The following is a 17,364-nucleotide window of genomic DNA, read 5'->3' on the forward strand; positions in this document are numbered from 1 at the left end:
CTTTTTTAATAGATAGAATGGCTGAATTCGAATTTGAGTTCGGCCATTATCTTTTTGGAACATATCTTCTTGCCCTTTGAAGGTGTGGAGTGATCGAATTGAGGTTCGGGCAACCCTTTTTCGCGGGCGATTTTGGTATAGTAAACTTCCTTTTCAGGATGTTCGGGATAGACCAGGTTCCATACCGAATTATCATTTTTAAGGTCGATAAGCTTCAGAATAGCATTGATACAGTCTTCCTGGTGCACCAGGTTGATCCGTGCCTTCGGATCCTTAATATCCTTACGCCCGGACAGATATTTTACCGGGTGGCGATGCGGACCAATGAGTCCGCCAAATCTTAGCACAGAAGCTTGGAAATTTTTGTTGTTGAGTAGAACCAGTTCGGCATTATGCAGCTGAATGGCAGTCTTACTGGAGTTATCGGTTTCAGCTTCTTCAGTATAGACAGGAAACTCCGTGCTGTCCTGGTAGACCGAAGTAGAACTGGTAAAGATCACCCTGTTAACGCGGCATCTTTCAATATATGGAACCAGGTTGCTGATCTTTTTAACGAAATCCAGATCGGGATTTTTGCGCAAGCCCGGAGGGATATCTATCACTAACACTTCAACTCCCGATAAAAATGAAGTGATATCTCCCTGTATGCCACTTTCAAAAAGCTTGATGAGGTAGGGAATGATCCCTGCGTTTCGAAGCTCGTTCAAACCATCTCTTCTGGTCACCGACCCTCTCACTTCATGATTGACTTCCCTAAGCCTTTTGCCCAGTTCCATTCCTAACCATCCACAACCTAAAATCCCAATTTTCATTCTTCTAATTTAATTTTATCGTCTTTTTCAAAATCGTAGCATCATTAAGCACAAAAGGCCTTGGGATCATCTCTTCGGTCCTTTCAGGCACCTTCAGTTCTTCATTTTTCAGCAGATCGTAAGCCGATTCATAAAGCACGAATTCCGGCTTCTCTCCCTTTTCGATGCTGAATTCTATCCTGAGCGTATCCCGGTTATCGGCATAATAGGTGAGCAGCCTTTCTCTCCACCTTCTTTTGAACATATGAAAGCGATTGTCACCCAAATAAATATCGCCGGCTTCCAGCGAATTTACCCTGAAATCCTGGAAATCGATGTTTCTGGTTTCATAAAGTTCCAATCGATTCATTGGCCTGTTCGGGGCGATCTTTAAGGAATACCACTGGTTTTCTGTAGTATCGCTTTCCTGTTTTTTTAGCTCGATAAAAGGCTCAGGCAGATCTATCATGGGCGCTTCACTACTATAGGTGAAGTTGCTTCCGTATTTACTGCTGAAATTTGATTCCCCATTAGTGCTTTTCACGGGGTCCTCACCAAAATAGTTTGAGGTCCAGGAATCGATCAAATTGTCATACGAATACCACCTGGCGTAATTATCGTCCAGATCCTGCAGGTAGACCAGGCTGTTGGGTTTAGGCCTTTCAGCATTAAAATCATTATAGAAATGGGCGATAAAGACTAACACATTAAACGTAAGAAAGCAAAGGATCGCAAATAATTTCAGTTTTCTGAAATAAGTGAAAACCGGAAGAAAGAACAGGAACAGAAGGCTGGTAAGCATGGCCGTTACAAATAGCATTTTTAATCCCAGTGCGACTGGCAGGCTGTAAATGAGGCTTAATAAAACGAATATTGCCGGTGATGACAGGAACACCATCAGGATACGGTTAGGATGGTCCAGGCGTATCATGATGAACAATTGTAGTAACCCGAAATAAACCGGAATGATAAGGTAGGAAGCTCCCTCAAGAAAAACCGCCAGAAGCGAACAGATGAGCAGCCAGAGCAGGAGAGGAGCAACAAAGGCCGATGCTCCCCGGGTCTTTTTCCTTACCAGGTGATAGAAAAAGAAGCTGCTGGTCAAAGCCAGGAATATTGCGATGGGGATATACCAGTAGCCGTTATAAGTAAAGCCATGTTCCATTTCGGAATATTCAGGGTAAATGAATAAGCAGAATTTCCAAAAGGCCCAAACCAGCAAACCTGAAAACAACACGCTCATTAACATGGGAACGAAACCCCAGATCACTTCCATGATTTCAAGGCTTTTCTTTTTGAAGCCGTATACAACCAGCCCAAGGAATATAAGGATGGCAAGAATAAGCATAGGCATGATCCAGTCAAAGGGATAGCTGATGAGTCCGCCGAATGGGAGATTCAAATAGATCAGGTCACGGTCGCTTGAGAGCTGATCCAGGTTGATATCGCTGAAATAGTTCAGCAATGGCATCAGGTAAGTTCCCTGGTGGGCAAGACTCACATCATCTAAATTTTCAGGCGTATCGTTGGCGGTATGATAATCGAAATGATCGTCTATAAAGGCAAAATTGTAGCCGTTGATATCGGCTTTTTCACGTAGAACAGTTAGATCAGTATCGTTAGGAAGCATTTTATAAATACTGTAATACAACGAATTGGTAACAGGGTAGGATACGCCGGCTTCCTTAAAAGCCTCGATAAGCCGGGCATTTTTGCCATTCGTCTCCAGGAGCATATAAGGCGTACCACCACTGCCCCGGGCTTCAAAGTTCAGAGCGAGCCTTACATCTGCTGCCCAGGGATGATCTTTTATAAACAAATCGGCGCCATTCAGGCCCAGTTCTTCCGCATCTGTAAAAAGCAGGATAATGTCGTTTTTGGGTGTATTATTGGTTTCCAGGAAAGCTCGAATTCCCTCCAGTATGGTAGCCACGCCGCTTCCTGCATCACTTGCTCCATAGGAAGAATGCGGCTGGGAATCGTAATGAGTCATCAATACCAGGGCATCCTTCCCTTCACTACCTTCTATTCTGGATAAAATATTCTGAGGTTTGGTAAGGATCCCGGCAGCGTTCAGGTTATAAGCTTCCTGTGTTTGAACCACCAGCCCCATTTGCTGTAACTGATCTACTATATAATTGCGAACCTGGCTGTGGGCAGGACTTCCCAGGTAATGGGGCTCTTTGGCTATGGCTTTCACATGTTCTTTGGCACGGGAAAGTGAGAATTCGGTTAGGGCTTTATCCTGGTCGGGTTCGGAAGGAGGCTGGTTGAAATTGAAATTTATCCATACCAGTATGATAATGAGCAAAAAGGCTATGAGGCCGGTAAACTTGTTGTTCATAGGTGGGTTCAAAAATCTTAAAGTTAACCAAGTTTTTAAATTTTTGATGAAAGATTTTTAATCTCTGACCAATCGTTCAAAAAATTGTATATTTAAGTAGTTAGGAATCAAAATAGTAAGCTATGGGTATTAAAAGTTTTATGGGAAAAAGGGCAGAGCCTGAAAAACCTGCAGAAGTACCAATTTCAGTTAAAGATTATATGGCGAAAGACCTGGTGACCTTTCGCGAACATGAAAACATCATGGACGTGATGGAAAAACTTATAAAACATGGTATTTCCGGAGGTTGTATCGTTAACGAAAACAATGAATTACTGGGAATGATCTCTGAAGGAGATTGTATGAAACAAATTTCAGACAGTCGTTATTACAATATGCCCATGACCGACCTTACCGTTGGTAAACGTATGAATACCAATGTAGTGACCATAGATGGAAATATGAATGTGCTGGAAGCCGCTAACCGCTTTACCGAGCTCAAATTCCGTAGGTTTCCAATCGTAGAAAACGGAAAGCTGATCGGGCAGATCAGTCAGCGGGATGTATTGAAAGCAGCTGTAAGATTGCGCTCTAATACCTGGAACCATTAAACATTCTTTCTTCTGTCTTTTCCAGATTAATAGCTGAATGATGGTTAGTGCGAGGATGATCATGAACCAAAATAGCAGAAGTTCAAATGCAGTCTCGGGGAAGGAAACCGACTGGGATAAGAAGGCCATTGACCCTAGAACGATCAGTAGGATACTGCCGACGGAAAGTATCAGCTTACTGGCAAAATTTGAAGTCTTTGTTTTAGATTTTATTGCTGGTTCCGGTCTGAATGAAGTCTCCAGTACTTCTGATAATTTATTTAAGGAATAGGCGCGTGGAGAAACTTCGCCATTTTCTATTCGCTGAATTGACCTCAGGCTAAGACCTGTCTTCTCCCCAAGTGCGGCCTGGGTAAGTCCTTTTGCTTGTCGCGATTTTTTTACTTTTTCGGCTATTTCTTCTTTTTCCAGATTCAATTCTGTTGAAAATTTTAATCTTTTCCTTACGCCATTCTTACGACATTCCAGTGACATCGGCCTGTGAAGATAAAATTAAGAATAATAAAGCATAGTGGCTTCTTTAATAATATTTATCCCAGTTGGGCTTACGACATTCAGGCTTCACTACATTTTTAGCGAAAAAAACCTCTATATAAAAGCCTAATTTTGGTTGAAAATGTCAAGGATGCTTGCTATCATAATTTGCCTACTCGGAACCTGGTTACTTATTAAGTTCACAAAAACAGAATCTTCGGTGCTGGGAGTAAAACCAACGCGGAGAAGACTGTTGCATTTCGTGGCGGGTTTTGGTTTTGCTTCCCTGGCCGGGTTTATCTACTACGGCGCATGTTTATGGTTGCTGAAGGCCGATTGGGAATTCAATCCTAACTATGGTTTTTCAGAAATGCTGGGTGCATGCTTTTGGACGCTTAGGTCGGTCCTGTTCGAAGAACTGGTTTGGAGAGGGATATTGTTGTATTTATTGATGAAATACCTAGGGACAAGAACTGGTATCCTTATTTCTGCGATTAGCTTCGGGATCTTTCACTGGTTCAGCTACGAGATCCTGGGAAATTATGGACAAATGTTAACGGTCTTCCTTTTAACCGGAATCGCGGGGATCATATTTGGATATGCTTATAATTTAACCGGCTCCTTATATCTTCCAGTAAGCCTCCATTTTGGATGGAATTTTGTTTCTATCGTTATTTTCTCGCAGGGTCCATTTGGGGATCAATTGCTACTAATTACCACTCAAAATGAATTGGAAGGATTAATCTCCCTTTTGGTCTTCCTGCTTCAATTGTTCATTTTACCTGGGATCGTGCTTCTATATTTCTACTTTTTGAAGAGGAACAGAAAAATCCCAATAGCAGTTTAATTAATTGTTTTTCCGTCGCATTTCGGGCTGCCTCATGGGCATGGAATCTATGAGGTCGAAAATTTCCTTGGGTTGTACGATCTTTGTTTCTCTAAATTTTGCGCCTCCGTCAAGGCCAATCAGGACAATTTCAAAGTCGGAATCTTTCTTTTTTTGCTGAAATAATTCGGAGTCCTGCCATGCAGTTTGGGCTGGGAAAAGTTCTAGCTGTTTCCCTGGAATGATATGGATCAATTTCAGTTTACGTTCTTTGAATTCTTCCTGCTTCTGCTTAAAAAGTTTTACCTGTTTCTGAAGTAAGGTATTTTCAGCTTCTTCCGTAAAGACCAGCACAAGCCTGTTCTTCCATTGATACTCATCCAGGGACTGGGAAAAAATAGACTGGCTCATAATCAAACAACATAATAAGGTGAAAAATCTCATATCAAAAAGATACAAATCAGGCTGGTAAGATCGACCAAAAGAAATGCTAATTCCTTTTTACCAGGGCATAAAAATCATTTTCCAGCGGAAGGTATCCCTGGTCATAAACAAAAAAATAACGGTTACCTGTCTTAGTAGTATAAATGCTGGTGAAATATTCAAAATCAAATCCGCTGGATAATAATTTACTTCTGGGAACCGAGGTTTTTCCATTTGGATTCAATTCTTCCAGGATGCGGTGATTCCGCCGAAGGGAATTGTTGATATTGCGCACCAGGTTGGTGCTTTCCTTGTTCAATTTATTGTGATAGTTATTCCGGCAGTAGTCGCTGCAGAATTTCTTATCGGTACGGCCACGTAGTTTTTCCCCGCATTCCGGACATGCTTTTTCCATGATCGAAAGATTTTTGTGTAGGGAATTAGATCAGTAATTAAAGATCAATAAGTTACATATAATTTTTAAAAGTTGAGAAAAGGTTGATTTGTTTAAATGGAATAATCCCTTTCTACCTTGCTGATTCTTAATGAATAACTTCTATACCATTTTGTTTTTCCAAGTTCCTGTGCCAGGAGATGCTCTGAATGGTTTTTCCAGTTTTTGATGCTTTCCAGGTCTTTCCAGTAAGAAACGCTGATACCAATTCCAGATCTGGCCGATTCGATCCCCAGGTAACCTGGCTGCTCACTGGCCAGTTCTTCCATTTTTAAGGCCATTTCTTCATAACCGGGATGTTCTGTTTTTAGAACAGAAGTAAAGATGACGGCATAATAAGGTGGATTCGGAGTTTGTGCGATCATGGTTTTTTAAATAAAAGGCTGAGTATTCTTGGTGGTTTGTTTTGATCCTCGTCGAAATATTCCCTTAATTCCGTGAGTTGAAATCCGGCTTTTTTGCCTGTTTCTGTAAATTCTGAAACATGGTGCGTAAAGGTTCGCAGCTCAATTTTACCAGCATCCGATTCAAACCTTGCTTTGGTTCCCAGGTATTGTTTGAATGGATGTAATTCTGAAATAAAGAAATGTCCGCCATGCTTAAGTTTTGAAAAGGCCTGGTCATAAACAAACTGCAGATCCTCGATATGTTCAAGGATAAGGTTGCAGGTCACCAGGTCAAATTTTTCTGAAGTCCAATCCCATTTCTTAGTAATATCGGCTTTTTGAAAATTTACATTTTCATGTAATACCTTCTTTTTTGCAATAGAAAGCATTTCTTCTGAAAAATCTACGGCCAGGATATTGGAAGCTTTGGTCTGCAACCACCCGGTATTTTTCCCGGTTCCGCAGCCGAGTTCAAGAACAGAATCAAATTTCAGTTTTTCAAGACATTTTACGGTTACCAGTTTATCCAGGTCGCGGGTCTTGTTCTTATTAGTATCATATTGAGAAGACCATTGGTCGTATGCTTTTTCAATATTCATTTTCCTAAATATCTTCTACAAAGAAAATCGAATTATTATTAAGATCATAAAGGCCAAATTCGTTGGTCTTCCATGCGGTGTTTAAACGTAGTTTCTCCTTTTTGATCGTTTTGCGTTCTACAAGCTCTTCAAAAATGGGCATCAGATTTTTTACAAAGATCTTAATGACCGAACCTCCCAGAAGCGGATCCTCTTCTGTATCTGCATGCCATTGAAGGTGAATACAGATATTTGCTCTTCGAATCACCGCGTACTTGGAATCTTTATGAAGAAGTTTAAAGCCCAGCTTTTCCTGATACCATTTTACATCGCGGTCTATGTCCTGGCTTGGTAGCACTGGCGATATTTCGAGAAATTCTACCATTTTTATTTCACTGATTTGTAATTATCCTTGTATACACCATAAGAATTTGGGTATGGATAAATCTTATTTATTCCTTAAGCGTCTCGCTTCATGCGATACAGGGGAGTAGATAAATACAATTGCCGGTAATCTATTCTTTGAATTGGTTGCATTACACTTTCCTCACAATAGACGTAATTTAAGATCAACCGGTTTTCTGAAATGTAATTTATTTGCTCTTCATCAATTTTGTTATTTTCATTTTGGCATGCTCATTACCTGGATTTAATTCAAGAGATTTTTTATAATTTTCGATCGCTTTTTGGGTATTACCCATTTCCTCATAAGCTTCTCCCAGGCTATCATAGGAATTAGGGGATTCAGGGTAATTTTTTACATTCAGAGAAAACAATTCTACAGCATCAGATTTCTCTTTATCCTTACCGCTTTGTAGCAATTTATAACCTAATTGGTTTACAAGATTCTCTGGGGGTAGAAAATCCCAGGATAGGCGCTTGGAAAGGGTATAAAATTGTTGGGTTAATTGCTCCATGTTTTCCAAATCGCGATAGGAAATCCCGTATCCTGCAAAAATTTCAGATATTCCATTATGAAATGCAATGATTGGGACTGAACTGTGGTCTTCTTTTTCGAAATATTCTAATTTCGCCGGTAATTCATCCTTGGATTTACTGTTCAGTGACTCATAGAATCGTATATGCCTATCACGATTTCTGATATTTCTTTTTCCCCAATTGGCCGTGGCTATATAAATGAAGCGTTCAAAAGATTGTTCAGTCACTGAATCTAACTTCTTGTCCATGGTTTCTGAATCCCATGTCCCAAAACTTGGATCAACCGCAATAAATGAATTGAAAATGGTATTTTCTTTCATATAAGTATGGGTAGCCAATAATCCGCCTAAAGAATGCCCGAAAAGTATGCGATAGGGTTCAGTCCTATAGTTTTGATCCAGCTGAGGTATTAGTTCTTCTTCCAGAAAGCCTAGAAACTTATCTCCACCGCCTGTATTATTTTCTCTAACTGTAATGATTTTATCTGGTGTGTAATCCCTTCTTCTATCAACATTTTGGATACCGACTACGATCATCTCCGGAATTTTCCAGTTTCTATATACATCAGAACTCATGTAGTTTACGATTCCTGATATAGATTTAAAGTGTGAATTTCCATCAAGTACGATTAGTACGGGATATTTTTTATAGGACGATTCTTTATCATGATAGGAATCAGGAAGACTAATCCAGTATTCTCTGTCTTCATTCAGAATATCAGACTTAATTGAATGAATGCTACCAATTACAATTTGTCCTGTTTCCTGAGATTTTACCTGATGAATACCTACTACCAAAAGCAGTATTACAATGAAATTTTTATACATTCTTCTGATTTCTAAACGTCTGCTAACTGATTTTTAAACGGTAATCCAATTTAAGTTAAATCCTTGAATTCTAATTGACGCTTTGATTTACGGTGGTTTATTTATTTACAAACGTTTACAAACGAAAGTAAACACATACAAATATTTTTTATACAACTATGCCTGATGAACTGTAGCATATTTGTCCTGTTGAAATGAACGAATGATTTTCAACTGCAATAAATTCTATAGTTATGAGCACTTTAAGAAACTCAGTACAATTGATCGGACATGTAGGTAATGATCCGGAAATCGTGAATCTTGAATCAGGAAAGAAACTGGCCAAGTTTTCAATCGCCACTAATGAGATCTATAAAAATCAAAAAGGGGAGAAGATCACCAACACTCAATGGCACAATATCGTAGCCTGGGGTAAAACAGCCGAGATCGTGGAAAATTATGTTCCAAAGGGAAAAGAAGTAGGGATAGAAGGGAAACTGACTACCCGAAGCTATGAAGACAAAGACGGGCAAAAACGATATATCACTGAAGTGGTATGCAACGAGCTCCTGCTATTAGGCAAGTAATTGATGATGATTTATAAATAGAAACCCTCCATTTAGCGGAGGGTTTCTTTTTTGATCAATGTTCTGATGCCTGCCCGGCGCCCGATGGGATTCGTATATCTTCTACAATATTCTGTACCTCTTCAGGCGGCGCTGGTGTAAGCCTGGAAATTACTAATGCAGTGATAATGTTCAGTGTCATAGCGATCACTCCAAAGCCTTCGGGAGAGGTGCCAAACCACCATTCAGAAGGGGGGAGTGGGTCAATTCCAAAAAAACCGGTCTTGAACCTGATCATATAAAAAAGCATTGTACTAATACCAACTACCATCCCGGCCACAGCACCTTCTTTATTCATACGTTTATCAAAAATTCCCAGGACGATCGCTGGAAAGAACGAGGCTGCTGCGAGTCCGAATGCCAGGGCAACCACCGCAGCGACAAATCCGGGCGGATAAATTCCGAATAATCCAGCAACCAGAACAGCTAGAAGGATGCTTATCCTTGCAGCGAGTAGTTCCTGCTTATCGGTAATTTCGGGCATCAATTGTTTTTTCAAAAGATCATGGGAGATCGAGGTTGAAATTACGAGAAGTAATCCTGCAGCAGTAGATAAAGCCGCAGCCAGTCCGCCCGCAGCTACCAGGGCGATGACCCAGTTAGGTAAATTTGCTATTTCAGGATTAGCCAATACCATGATATCCCTGTCTACATATAATTCGTTTTCTGAATCGCTGGCGTTAGAAACCAGTCGTTCATTACTGGCTCCACGTGCTTCTGTGAATTCAGGTTTTCCTATCACCGCATCGGAATTTGAATACTGAATTTTCCCATCCTTATTTTTATCGGTCCAGGCAATTAATCCTGTATTTTCCCAATTTCGGAACCAGGAGGGCAGAGAACTGTATTCCTTATCCATAACTGTTTCGATGAGGTTGGTGCGGGCAAAAACGGCTACTGCGGGGGCCGTGGTATAAAGAATCGCGATCAGTAAAAGCGCATATCCCGCCGACTTCCGCGCATCCCTGACCTTTGGAACTGTAAAGAATCTTACGATCACATGAGGCAAACCGGAAGTTCCGGCCATTAATGCCAGGGTGATCGCAAAAACATCCCAGGTAGATTTTGAGCCATCTGTATATTCCCTGAATCCAAGCTGAGTATGTAAATTATCTAACTTATCCAGGAGGTAAGTGCCATTTTCTAATTGAGAGCCCATCCCAAACTGTGGAATAGGATTGCCGGTCATTTGGATAGAAATGAAAATCGCCGGTACCATAAAGGCAAAAATGAGCACACAATACTGGGCTACCTGGGTATAGGTGATTCCCTTCATTCCGCCTAAAAAAGCAAAGACGAGTACCACGATCATCCCAATGATTACTCCATTGGTGATCTCGACCTGAAGGAACTGTGAGAAAACAATCCCTACTCCCCTCATTTGTCCTGCCACATAGGTAAAAGAAACGATAAGCGCACAAATAATAGCAACCGTTCTTGCCGTATTTGAGTAGTAGCGGTCACCTATGAAATCGGGGACTGTAAATTTTCCGAATTTCCGCAGATAAGGAGCCAGGAGTAGCGCCAGTAAAACATAGCCTCCAGTCCAACCCATTAAAAACACGGAACCGTCGTAACCAATAAAAGAAATGATCCCGGCCATTGAGATAAATGAGGCGGCACTCATCCAGTCGGCCGCGGTAGCCATTCCATTCGCAAGTGGTGAAACACCGCTTCCGGCTATATAGAAGTCTTTAGTTGAAGAAGCCCTGGCCCAAATGGCAATTCCAAAGTATAAGGCAAAGCTTAAACCTACCAGTAGCCAGGTCCACAATTGTACATCCATAATTTTAAGATCGGGGGATTGAAGATTTATTCATTGTATCCATGCTTTTTATCCAGTTTGTTCATAAGATGGATATAAACAAAGATGAGGATCACGAAAACATAAATGGAACCCTGCTGGGCAAACCAGAAACCGAGTTTAAAGCCGCCAAGACGTACTTCGTCCAAAGCATCTTTGAACAGTATCCCGGCTCCAAAGGATACCAGGAACCAAATACTAAGAAGAATTAGAAGGTATTTAAGGTTAGCCCTCCAGTAAGTCTGGGCATTCGTTCGAGTTTTCATTCGTAAATTTTAAAGTAGATCTTTACGAATATAACAGGATTAATCTAAAAAAGATAAACTTATCAAAGCTTTGAAAAGATAGTTTTGATAAATATTAAAAATAAATTTCCTGTGCCAGCCTGTAGGTATTGGCGTGTGCCTCGATGATCAATTTGATATCCCTGGAATAGCCGCCGCCCATACTGCATTCAACAGGAATCTGAAGTTCATGGCAGGTTTCAAGTACATATCGATCTCTTTCCTTGCAGCCGGAGATCGTACAGGACAGCCTACCAAGTTTATCGGTTTCCAGGATGTCGACTCCACAGAGATAGAAGATGAAGTCTGGCTGGGTCTTTTCCAGTAGGTCTGGAAGTGTAGCCTTGAGTGTTTTAAGGTATTCCTTATCCCCGGTACCATCGGGTAATTCGATATCCAGGTCTGATCTTTCCTTTCTGAATGGATAATTTCCCTTTCCGTGCATCGAAAAGGTAAAAACCGAATCGTCATCTTTAAAGATCTCGGCTGTACCATTTCCCTGGTGCACATCCAAATCTATGATGAGGACCTTTTTAGCAAGGCCGTTTTTCTGCAAATATCGCGCTCCTATAGCCTGGTCGTTTAGTAAACAGAATGCTTCGGCCCGACTGGTAAATGCATGGTGGGTTCCGCCAGCAATATTCATGGCTATGCCATTTTTCAGGGCGTAGTCGCAGGCTTTTATAGTACCATTGGCGATGATCTGTTCCCGATCTACCAAAGCCTGTGAAAGCGGAAAACCAGAAACCCGGATCTCCTTTTTAGTCAGTTCCAGGTTTTTTAAGCGCATAAAGTAGTCTTTATCGTGTACGGCAAGAATAGGTTCAGGATCCGGAAATGAAGGTTTGAAGAAATTTTCCTCTTCACAGGTGCCTTCATGTAATAACTGCTTGGGAAGCAGGTCATACTTTTCCATTGGAAAACGATGTCCTTCTGGTAAGGGATGTTTATAAATGGGATGGAAGGCTATTTTGAGCATGAAGCGTAAAACCTCACAGGCTTTCAAAACCTGTGAGGTTTAATTTCAATTTATTGTAGTTCCACTTTGAACCCCTTCTTCATCGGGATTCACAAATACCAGTTTGCCTTCGGTATTTTCGGTCATCAGGATCATTCCCTGGCTTTCCACGCCGCGTAATTTTCTTGGAGCAAGGTTTACCAGTACGGTCACTTTTTTACCAATGATGTCTTCAGCCTTGAAATGCTCGGCAATTCCGGAAACCACGGTTCTTTTATCCAAACCGGTATCCACTTTAAGAACCATTAGCTTTTTGGTTTTTGGCATTTTTTCGGCTTCGATGATGGTTCCTACACGAAGGTCCATCTTGGTGAAATCTTCAAAAGTTGCTGTTTCCTTTTGAGGTTCAGCCTTTTTGTTTTCCATCTCGTTCGCTGTTTTTGTGGCTTCCAGTTTATCCAGTTGTTTCTGAATTTGATCATCCTCGATCTTGCTGAAAAGCAATTCCGCTTTTCCTATTTGATGGCCGGCCGGGATCAGGGCTTCTTTGGTGCCGATAATATCCCAGTCTGGAGTCTGTCCTGAATTTATATCTGACTGATTCAGCATATTTTTCAGCTTTGCTGAGGTAAATGGCAAAAATGGTTCGCTGATTATAGAAAGGGCAGACGCGATCTGAAGGGCTACATACATGATGGTTTTCGTTCTTTCTTCATCGGTTTTTACCAGTTTCCAGGGCTCTTCGTCTGCCAGGTATTTATTTCCTAATCGGGCCAAATTCATCAATTCTGCCTGTGCTTCCCTGAAACGATATCTTTCAATCGAACTGGCAATAACAGACGGATATGCCTTTAGTTCAGCAATGGTCTTTTCATCAACTTCAGAATACTCGCCGGGTTCGGGAACTATTCCGTTGTAATATTTATTGGTCAAAACGATCACCCGGTTAATAAAGTTTCCGAAGATCGCCACCAGTTCGTTATTATTTCTAGCCTGGAAATCCTTCCAGGTAAAATCGTTGTCCTTGGTTTCAGGGGCGTTTGCCGTAAGTACGTATCTTAAAACATCCTGCTGATCTGGAAAATCTTCCAGGTATTCATGCAGCCAGACCGCCCAGTTCCTGGAAGTGGAAAGCTTCTTGCCTTCCAGGTTCAGGAATTCATTCGCAGGAACATTTTCTGGTAAAATATAATCTCCGTGGGCTTTCAACATCACCGGGAAAATGATACAGTGAAATACGATATTATCTTTCCCAATGAAATGAACCAGTTTCGTGTTTTCGTCCTTCCAGTATGGCTCCCAGTCTTTTCCTTCTCTCTCGGCCCATTCTTTGGTGGAAGAGATATAACCAATAGGTGCATCAAACCAAACGTAGAGAACTTTCCCTTCGCCGCCTTCAACCGGTACCGGAATTCCCCAGTCCAGGTCACGGGTTACAGCCCTGGCACGAAGTCCGTCATCGATCCAAGATTTTACCTGGCCGTATACGTTCGATTTCCAGTCGGCTTTATGGCCTTTCAGGATCCATTCCTTCAACCAGTCTTCATACTGGTCGAGTGGAAGGAACCAGTGTTTTGTATTCTTCAGCGTAGGAACGGCGCCGGTAATGGCCGATTTCGGATTGATAAGATCGGTCGCGTTTAATGAGGTTCCGCAGCTTTCGCACTGGTCGCCATAAGCTTCTTCATTTCCACATTTCGGGCAGGTTCCGGTCACAAAACGATCGGCCAGGAATTGTCCTGCTTCCTCGTCATAAAGCTGCCTGGTGGTTTCTTCGATGAATTTTCCGTCGTCATACATCTTTTTGAAAAATGCCGAAGCAGTATCATGATGTGTCTTTCCAGAAGTACGGGAGTAATTGTCGAAACTAACCCCGAATTCCTCAAAGGATTTCTTAATGATCCCATTGTATTTATCAACTACATCCTGCGGACTAACCCCTTCTTTCTTAGCTTTGATGGTAATAGGCACGCCGTGCTCATCACTTCCGCATACAAAGGCAACATCGTGACCCTGCATTCGAAGAAAACGGGAATAAATATCTGCCGGAACATACACGCCGGCTAAATGTCCAATATGAATAGGCCCGTTGGTATAAGGTAAGGCCGCTGTAATCGTAAATCTCTGAGGATTTTTGCTCATTATTCTAATTCCTTTTTAAGAGCCACAAAGTTAAGCAATGAGGCCCGAATACGCGTTAAATTCTTGTAAAAGGCAAAAGCCATCAAGAATTACTATTCTACTTTTACCCGAAACCATTAGAAAATGAGAAAAATATTGATCATTCTGAGCATCATTAGTGTTGCCGCGTGTAATTCAGCTAAAAAATCCACTTCCAGCAATACGGCCAGTTTTACCCTGGAGAATCTTGAAAATATGGATGCTGAAGAGCTTACCAAAGCTTTTCCTGATGCGAACATCGAAGAGGGAAGCGATTTTTATGATGAAGGAACCGATGAAAGACCGTATAGCATTCTTTACCCGGGAACTGCCGACGAACTGCATATCACCTGGCAGGATGAAGACCGAAAAAAGATTCATGATCTCAGGTATACCAAAAACGGTAAATGGACTTCCAAAACAGGTATTAAGATCGGTGATTCCTATGATAAGCTAGTTGCCTTGAACAAGGCGCCGATTTCCTTTTATGGTTTTGGCTGGGATTATAGTGGTGCGGTCGACTGGGAAGATGGAAAACTTAAAAATAGCGATGTTAGGGCTTTCTTGAGTCCACAGAACGAGATTCCCTCTGATTTCTATGGTGACCATGTGATCGAAGCTAGCCCGGAACAAATCCAGGCGCTTGACCTTAAAGTTTCTTCAATTATCATAAATTACAATCTGTAGCCTAAAAACCAGAAGATGGCAGATCATAACAAACTCGGAAAAAAGGGCGAAAAACTGGCGATGGAATACCTGATGCTGAAGGAATTTGAGATCCTTGAGCGCAATTACAGGTTTCAGAAAGCCGAGATCGATATCATTGCCCGGCGAGGAAATGTTCTGATCGCAGCTGAAGTGAAGACGCGGAGTACTCCCGATTTTGGAAATCCACAGGACTTCGTCAAACCTAAACAGATCAAACGCCTTGTAAAGGCAATGAATCATTATGTGGAAGAGAACGACCTGGATGTGGATGTTAGATTTGATATTATTGCCATCATCAAGAATAAGGCTGGCACCAGGATCGAGCATATTCAGGATGCCTTTTTGTATTTCTAGATTGACCTCTCGACTCCGCTCGAGGTGACATAAAAGTATAAAACGTTTGTAATAAGACTGTCAGGTCGAGCGGAGTCGAGACCTCCAGAAAAAAGAAATTACTTGGTTAGATTTCTCAGTCCATTCTGGACTTCGAAATGACTTTATTCAAGTTTATTTTAATTTAACGAATCATATAAAACTGTCAGGTCGAGCGGAGTCGAGACCTAAAGAAATGAAACAGTATTTCGTTTACATACTTGAATGTTCTGATGGTCTGCTCTATACTGGAATCACAAATGATCCAGACAGAAGGTTAGATGAACATAATTCAGGGCTTGACAGGGAATCATTTACTTTCAAACGAAGACCTGTGAAGATCATTTTTCTTCAGGATTTTGGTGATGCTGAACAGGCGATATATTTTGAGAAGAAGATCAAGAGGTGGAGCTCCAAAAAGAAACTGGCACTGGCAAATGGTGAATATGATTTACTTCCACTTCTTTCAGAATGTAAGAATTCCTCTCATTCAAAGAATTATAGAAGAGAGGATAATTAAATCACAATTATGACCTCTCGACTCCGCTCGAGGTGACACTAAAAAGTGGTAGTGGGGAAAGATGGCTATACAGCTACCAACTTGGGTTAAGGAATATTTTTCGGAATAAATACCTCTCGTTTCGCTTGAGGTGACAAAGTAAAGAAAATGGTAGAATATTAATACTGTCAGGTCGAGCGGAGTCGAGACCTAAAGAAATGAAACAGTATTTCGTTTACATACTTGAATGTTCTGACGGTCTGCTTTATACTGGAATCACAAATGATCCAGACAGAAGGTTAAATGAACATAATTCAGGGTTTGACAGGGAATCATTTACTTTCAAACGAAGACCTGTGAAGATCATTTTTCTTCAGGATTTCAGTGATGTTGAACAGGCGATATATTTTGAGAAGAAGATCAAGAAGTGGAGCTCCAAAAAGAAACTGGCACTGGCAGATGGTGAATTTGATTTACTTCCACTTCTGTCAGAATGCAAGAATTCCTCTCATTCAAAGAATTATAAAAGAGAGGATAATTAAATAACAATTATGACCTCTCGACTCCGCTCGAGGTGACACTAAAAAGTGGTATTGAGGAAGGCAGGCTAGACAGCTACCAACTTAGGCTAAAGAATATTTTTCAGATTAAATACCTCTCGCTCCGCTCGAGGTGACATAAAAGTAGAAAACGTTGGTAATAAGACTGTCAGGTCGATCGGAGTCGAGACCTAAAGAAATGAAAAAGTATTTCGTTTACATACTTGAATGTTCCGATGGTCTGCTTTATACTGGAATCACAAATGATCCAGACAGAAGGTTAAATGAACATAATTCAGGGCTTGACAGGGAATCATTTACTTTCAAACGAAGACCTGTGAAGATCATTTTTCTTCAGGATTTCAGTGATGTTGAACAGGCGATATATTTTGAGAAGAAGATCAAGAAGTGGAGCTCCAAAAAGAAACTGGCACTGGCTAAGGGCGAATATGATTTTCTTCCACTTCTTTCAGAATGTAAGAATTCCTCTCATTCAAAGAATTATAAAAGAGAGGATAATTAAATAACAATTATGACCTCTCGACTCCGCTCGAGGTGACACTAAAAAGTGGTAGTGGTGAAAGAAGGCTATACAGCTACCAACTTGGGTTAAGGAATATTTTTCGGAATAAATACCTCTCGTTTCGCTTGAGGTGACATTTCAGTGAATTTAGACCTTTTAATCATTATTCATATTCTTGGGGATTTGAATACCTCTCGACTCCGCTCGAGGTGACATAAAAGTATAAAACGTTTGTAATAAGACTGTCAGGTCGAGCGGAGTCGAGACCTAAAAACAAAAA

At 41.1% G+C, this 17,364-nt stretch carries 21 protein-coding genes and 1 pseudogene; 9 read left to right on the forward strand and 13 right to left on the reverse strand.

What is annotated here, in order from left to right:
• Nucleotides 1–5 precede the first annotated feature (5 nt).
• Both MKO06_RS06115 and MKO06_RS06120 read right to left on the reverse strand, forming a co-directional pair.
• Nucleotides 6–812: an NAD-dependent epimerase/dehydratase family protein gene (locus MKO06_RS06115; RefSeq protein ID WP_241549767.1), complete on the reverse strand. Its 807-nt coding sequence runs from the start codon at nt 810–812 to the stop codon at nt 6–8.
• A gap of 4 nt (nt 813–816) precedes the next feature.
• Nucleotides 817–3,135 carry a M20/M25/M40 family metallo-hydrolase gene (locus tag MKO06_RS06120; RefSeq protein ID WP_241549768.1) on the reverse strand — a complete coding sequence of 773 codons (2,319 nt, stop codon included), beginning with the start codon at nt 3,133–3,135 and terminating at the stop codon, nt 817–819.
• A gap of 122 nt (nt 3,136–3,257) precedes the next feature.
• On the opposite strand from MKO06_RS06120, the gene MKO06_RS06125 reads away from it, so the two are divergent.
• On the forward strand, nt 3,258–3,725 hold the full coding sequence (locus MKO06_RS06125; RefSeq protein WP_241549769.1) for a CBS domain-containing protein: 468 nt from the start codon (nt 3,258–3,260) through the stop codon (nt 3,723–3,725).
• A 37-nt stretch (nt 3,726–3,762) separates the two neighbouring features.
• Entirely contained in the window at nt 3,763–3,996 is a 234-nt protein-coding gene (locus MKO06_RS06130; protein ID WP_241549770.1) for a hypothetical protein, read from the forward strand.
• A 17-nt stretch (nt 3,997–4,013) separates the two neighbouring features.
• Here the strand turns inward: MKO06_RS06130 and MKO06_RS17160 are convergent.
• A pseudogene (locus MKO06_RS17160) lies at nt 4,014–4,199 on the reverse strand (helix-turn-helix domain-containing protein); the annotation flags it as partial.
• A 151-nt stretch (nt 4,200–4,350) separates the two neighbouring features.
• Between MKO06_RS17160 and MKO06_RS06135 the strand changes: the two are divergent.
• Nucleotides 4,351–5,046, forward strand: a complete 696-nt coding sequence (locus tag MKO06_RS06135) for a CPBP family intramembrane glutamic endopeptidase (protein WP_241549771.1) — start codon at nt 4,351–4,353, stop codon at nt 5,044–5,046.
• Here the strand turns inward: MKO06_RS06135 and MKO06_RS06140 are convergent, their stop codons facing one another.
• The 6 genes from MKO06_RS06140 to MKO06_RS06165 form a co-directional block, all read right to left on the reverse strand.
• On the reverse strand, nt 5,047–5,436 hold the full coding sequence (locus MKO06_RS06140) for a DUF4174 domain-containing protein (RefSeq protein WP_241549772.1): 390 nt from the start codon (nt 5,434–5,436) through the stop codon (nt 5,047–5,049).
• Between the two features lie 79 nt (nt 5,437–5,515).
• Nucleotides 5,516–5,863: a hypothetical protein gene (locus MKO06_RS06145; RefSeq protein WP_241549773.1), complete on the reverse strand. Its 348-nt coding sequence runs from the start codon at nt 5,861–5,863 to the stop codon at nt 5,516–5,518.
• A 92-nt stretch (nt 5,864–5,955) separates the two neighbouring features.
• The gene (locus MKO06_RS06150; RefSeq protein WP_241549774.1) at nt 5,956–6,267 is read right to left on the reverse strand and encodes an antibiotic biosynthesis monooxygenase family protein; all 312 of its coding nucleotides are present in this window, start codon (nt 6,265–6,267) and stop codon (nt 5,956–5,958) included.
• Nucleotides 6,264–6,887: a class I SAM-dependent methyltransferase gene (locus tag MKO06_RS06155; protein ID WP_241549775.1), complete on the reverse strand. Its 624-nt coding sequence runs from the start codon at nt 6,885–6,887 to the stop codon at nt 6,264–6,266. Before MKO06_RS06155 ends, MKO06_RS06150 begins: the two co-directional genes overlap by 4 nt.
• Before the next feature lie 4 nt (nt 6,888–6,891).
• On the reverse strand, nt 6,892–7,251 hold the full coding sequence (locus MKO06_RS06160) for a VOC family protein (protein WP_241549776.1): 360 nt from the start codon (nt 7,249–7,251) through the stop codon (nt 6,892–6,894).
• Nucleotides 7,252–7,459: 208 nt separating this feature from the next.
• Nucleotides 7,460–8,632, reverse strand: a complete 1,173-nt coding sequence (locus tag MKO06_RS06165; RefSeq protein WP_241549777.1) for an alpha/beta hydrolase-fold protein — start codon at nt 8,630–8,632, stop codon at nt 7,460–7,462.
• A gap of 233 nt (nt 8,633–8,865) precedes the next feature.
• Here MKO06_RS06165 and MKO06_RS06170 point away from each other — a divergent pair, with 233 nt between their 5' ends.
• Nucleotides 8,866–9,198, forward strand: coding sequence for a single-stranded DNA-binding protein (locus MKO06_RS06170; protein WP_241549778.1), 333 nt, complete (start codon nt 8,866–8,868; stop codon nt 9,196–9,198).
• A 55-nt stretch (nt 9,199–9,253) separates the two neighbouring features.
• On the opposite strand, the gene MKO06_RS06175 is transcribed toward MKO06_RS06170, so the two are convergent.
• From MKO06_RS06175 to metG, 4 genes are all read right to left on the reverse strand, one after another.
• A complete protein-coding gene (locus MKO06_RS06175; RefSeq protein WP_241549779.1) occupies nt 9,254–11,023 on the reverse strand; it encodes a sodium:solute symporter family protein in 1,770 nt (589 codons plus the stop codon).
• 26 nt (nt 11,024–11,049) lie between these two features.
• A complete protein-coding gene (locus MKO06_RS06180) occupies nt 11,050–11,307 on the reverse strand; it encodes a DUF4212 domain-containing protein (protein WP_241549780.1) in 258 nt (85 codons plus the stop codon).
• A gap of 94 nt (nt 11,308–11,401) precedes the next feature.
• Nucleotides 11,402–12,304 carry a histone deacetylase family protein gene (locus MKO06_RS06185; RefSeq protein ID WP_241549781.1) on the reverse strand — a complete coding sequence of 301 codons (903 nt, stop codon included), beginning with the start codon at nt 12,302–12,304 and terminating at the stop codon, nt 11,402–11,404.
• A 45-nt stretch (nt 12,305–12,349) separates the two neighbouring features.
• Nucleotides 12,350–14,425 carry a methionine--tRNA ligase gene (gene metG, locus MKO06_RS06190; protein ID WP_241549782.1) on the reverse strand — a complete coding sequence of 692 codons (2,076 nt, stop codon included), beginning with the start codon at nt 14,423–14,425 and terminating at the stop codon, nt 12,350–12,352.
• 123 nt (nt 14,426–14,548) lie between these two features.
• Between metG and MKO06_RS06195 the strand changes: the two genes are divergently transcribed.
• The 5 genes from MKO06_RS06195 (at nt 14,549) to MKO06_RS06215 (ending at nt 17,084) form a co-directional block, all read left to right on the forward strand.
• Nucleotides 14,549–15,130, forward strand: a complete 582-nt coding sequence (locus tag MKO06_RS06195) for a hypothetical protein (protein ID WP_241549783.1) — start codon at nt 14,549–14,551, stop codon at nt 15,128–15,130.
• A gap of 15 nt (nt 15,131–15,145) precedes the next feature.
• Nucleotides 15,146–15,505 (forward strand): YraN family protein, encoded by a 360-nt coding sequence (locus tag MKO06_RS06200; RefSeq protein WP_241549784.1) that lies wholly within the window; start codon nt 15,146–15,148, stop codon nt 15,503–15,505.
• A 214-nt stretch (nt 15,506–15,719) separates the two neighbouring features.
• Nucleotides 15,720–16,043, forward strand: a complete 324-nt coding sequence (locus tag MKO06_RS06205; RefSeq protein WP_241549786.1) for a GIY-YIG nuclease family protein — start codon at nt 15,720–15,722, stop codon at nt 16,041–16,043.
• 197 nt (nt 16,044–16,240) lie between these two features.
• On the forward strand, nt 16,241–16,564 hold the full coding sequence (locus MKO06_RS06210) for a GIY-YIG nuclease family protein (protein ID WP_241549788.1): 324 nt from the start codon (nt 16,241–16,243) through the stop codon (nt 16,562–16,564).
• 196 nt (nt 16,565–16,760) lie between these two features.
• Nucleotides 16,761–17,084, forward strand: a complete 324-nt coding sequence (locus tag MKO06_RS06215) for a GIY-YIG nuclease family protein (protein ID WP_241549790.1) — start codon at nt 16,761–16,763, stop codon at nt 17,082–17,084.
• Nucleotides 17,085–17,364 lie beyond the last annotated feature (280 nt).

Source organism: Christiangramia oceanisediminis, assembly GCF_022570735.2.
Lineage (GTDB): Bacteria > Bacteroidota > Bacteroidia > Flavobacteriales > Flavobacteriaceae > Christiangramia > Christiangramia oceanisediminis.

Bases quoted from the DNA above. Each gene is read 5' to 3' on its own strand.
- MKO06_RS06115 (WP_241549767.1), bottom strand. From the start codon at position 812: ATGAAAATTGGGATTTTAGGTTGTGGATGGTTAGGAATGGAACTGGGC.
- MKO06_RS06120 (WP_241549768.1), bottom strand. From the start codon at position 3,135: ATGAACAACAAGTTTACCGGCCTCATAGCCTTTTTGCTCATTATCATA.
- MKO06_RS06125 (WP_241549769.1), top strand. From the start codon at position 3,258: ATGGGTATTAAAAGTTTTATGGGAAAAAGGGCAGAGCCTGAAAAACCT.
- MKO06_RS06130 (WP_241549770.1), top strand. From the start codon at position 3,763: ATGATGGTTAGTGCGAGGATGATCATGAACCAAAATAGCAGAAGTTCA.
- MKO06_RS06135 (WP_241549771.1), top strand. From the start codon at position 4,351: ATGCTTGCTATCATAATTTGCCTACTCGGAACCTGGTTACTTATTAAG.
- MKO06_RS06140 (WP_241549772.1), bottom strand. From the start codon at position 5,436: ATGAGCCAGTCTATTTTTTCCCAGTCCCTGGATGAGTATCAATGGAAG.
- MKO06_RS06145 (WP_241549773.1), bottom strand. From the start codon at position 5,863: ATGGAAAAAGCATGTCCGGAATGCGGGGAAAAACTACGTGGCCGTACC.
- MKO06_RS06150 (WP_241549774.1), bottom strand. From the start codon at position 6,267: ATGATCGCACAAACTCCGAATCCACCTTATTATGCCGTCATCTTTACT.
- MKO06_RS06155 (WP_241549775.1), bottom strand. From the start codon at position 6,887: ATGAATATTGAAAAAGCATACGACCAATGGTCTTCTCAATATGATACT.
- MKO06_RS06160 (WP_241549776.1), bottom strand. From the start codon at position 7,251: ATGGTAGAATTTCTCGAAATATCGCCAGTGCTACCAAGCCAGGACATA.
- MKO06_RS06165 (WP_241549777.1), bottom strand. From the start codon at position 8,632: ATGTATAAAAATTTCATTGTAATACTGCTTTTGGTAGTAGGTATTCAT.
- MKO06_RS06170 (WP_241549778.1), top strand. From the start codon at position 8,866: ATGAGCACTTTAAGAAACTCAGTACAATTGATCGGACATGTAGGTAAT.
- MKO06_RS06175 (WP_241549779.1), bottom strand. From the start codon at position 11,023: ATGGATGTACAATTGTGGACCTGGCTACTGGTAGGTTTAAGCTTTGCC.
- MKO06_RS06180 (WP_241549780.1), bottom strand. From the start codon at position 11,307: ATGAAAACTCGAACGAATGCCCAGACTTACTGGAGGGCTAACCTTAAA.
- MKO06_RS06185 (WP_241549781.1), bottom strand. From the start codon at position 12,304: ATGCTCAAAATAGCCTTCCATCCCATTTATAAACATCCCTTACCAGAA.
- metG (WP_241549782.1), bottom strand. From the start codon at position 14,425: ATGAGCAAAAATCCTCAGAGATTTACGATTACAGCGGCCTTACCTTAT.
- MKO06_RS06195 (WP_241549783.1), top strand. From the start codon at position 14,549: ATGAGAAAAATATTGATCATTCTGAGCATCATTAGTGTTGCCGCGTGT.
- MKO06_RS06200 (WP_241549784.1), top strand. From the start codon at position 15,146: ATGGCAGATCATAACAAACTCGGAAAAAAGGGCGAAAAACTGGCGATG.
- MKO06_RS06205 (WP_241549786.1), top strand. From the start codon at position 15,720: ATGAAACAGTATTTCGTTTACATACTTGAATGTTCTGATGGTCTGCTC.
- MKO06_RS06210 (WP_241549788.1), top strand. From the start codon at position 16,241: ATGAAACAGTATTTCGTTTACATACTTGAATGTTCTGACGGTCTGCTT.
- MKO06_RS06215 (WP_241549790.1), top strand. From the start codon at position 16,761: ATGAAAAAGTATTTCGTTTACATACTTGAATGTTCCGATGGTCTGCTT.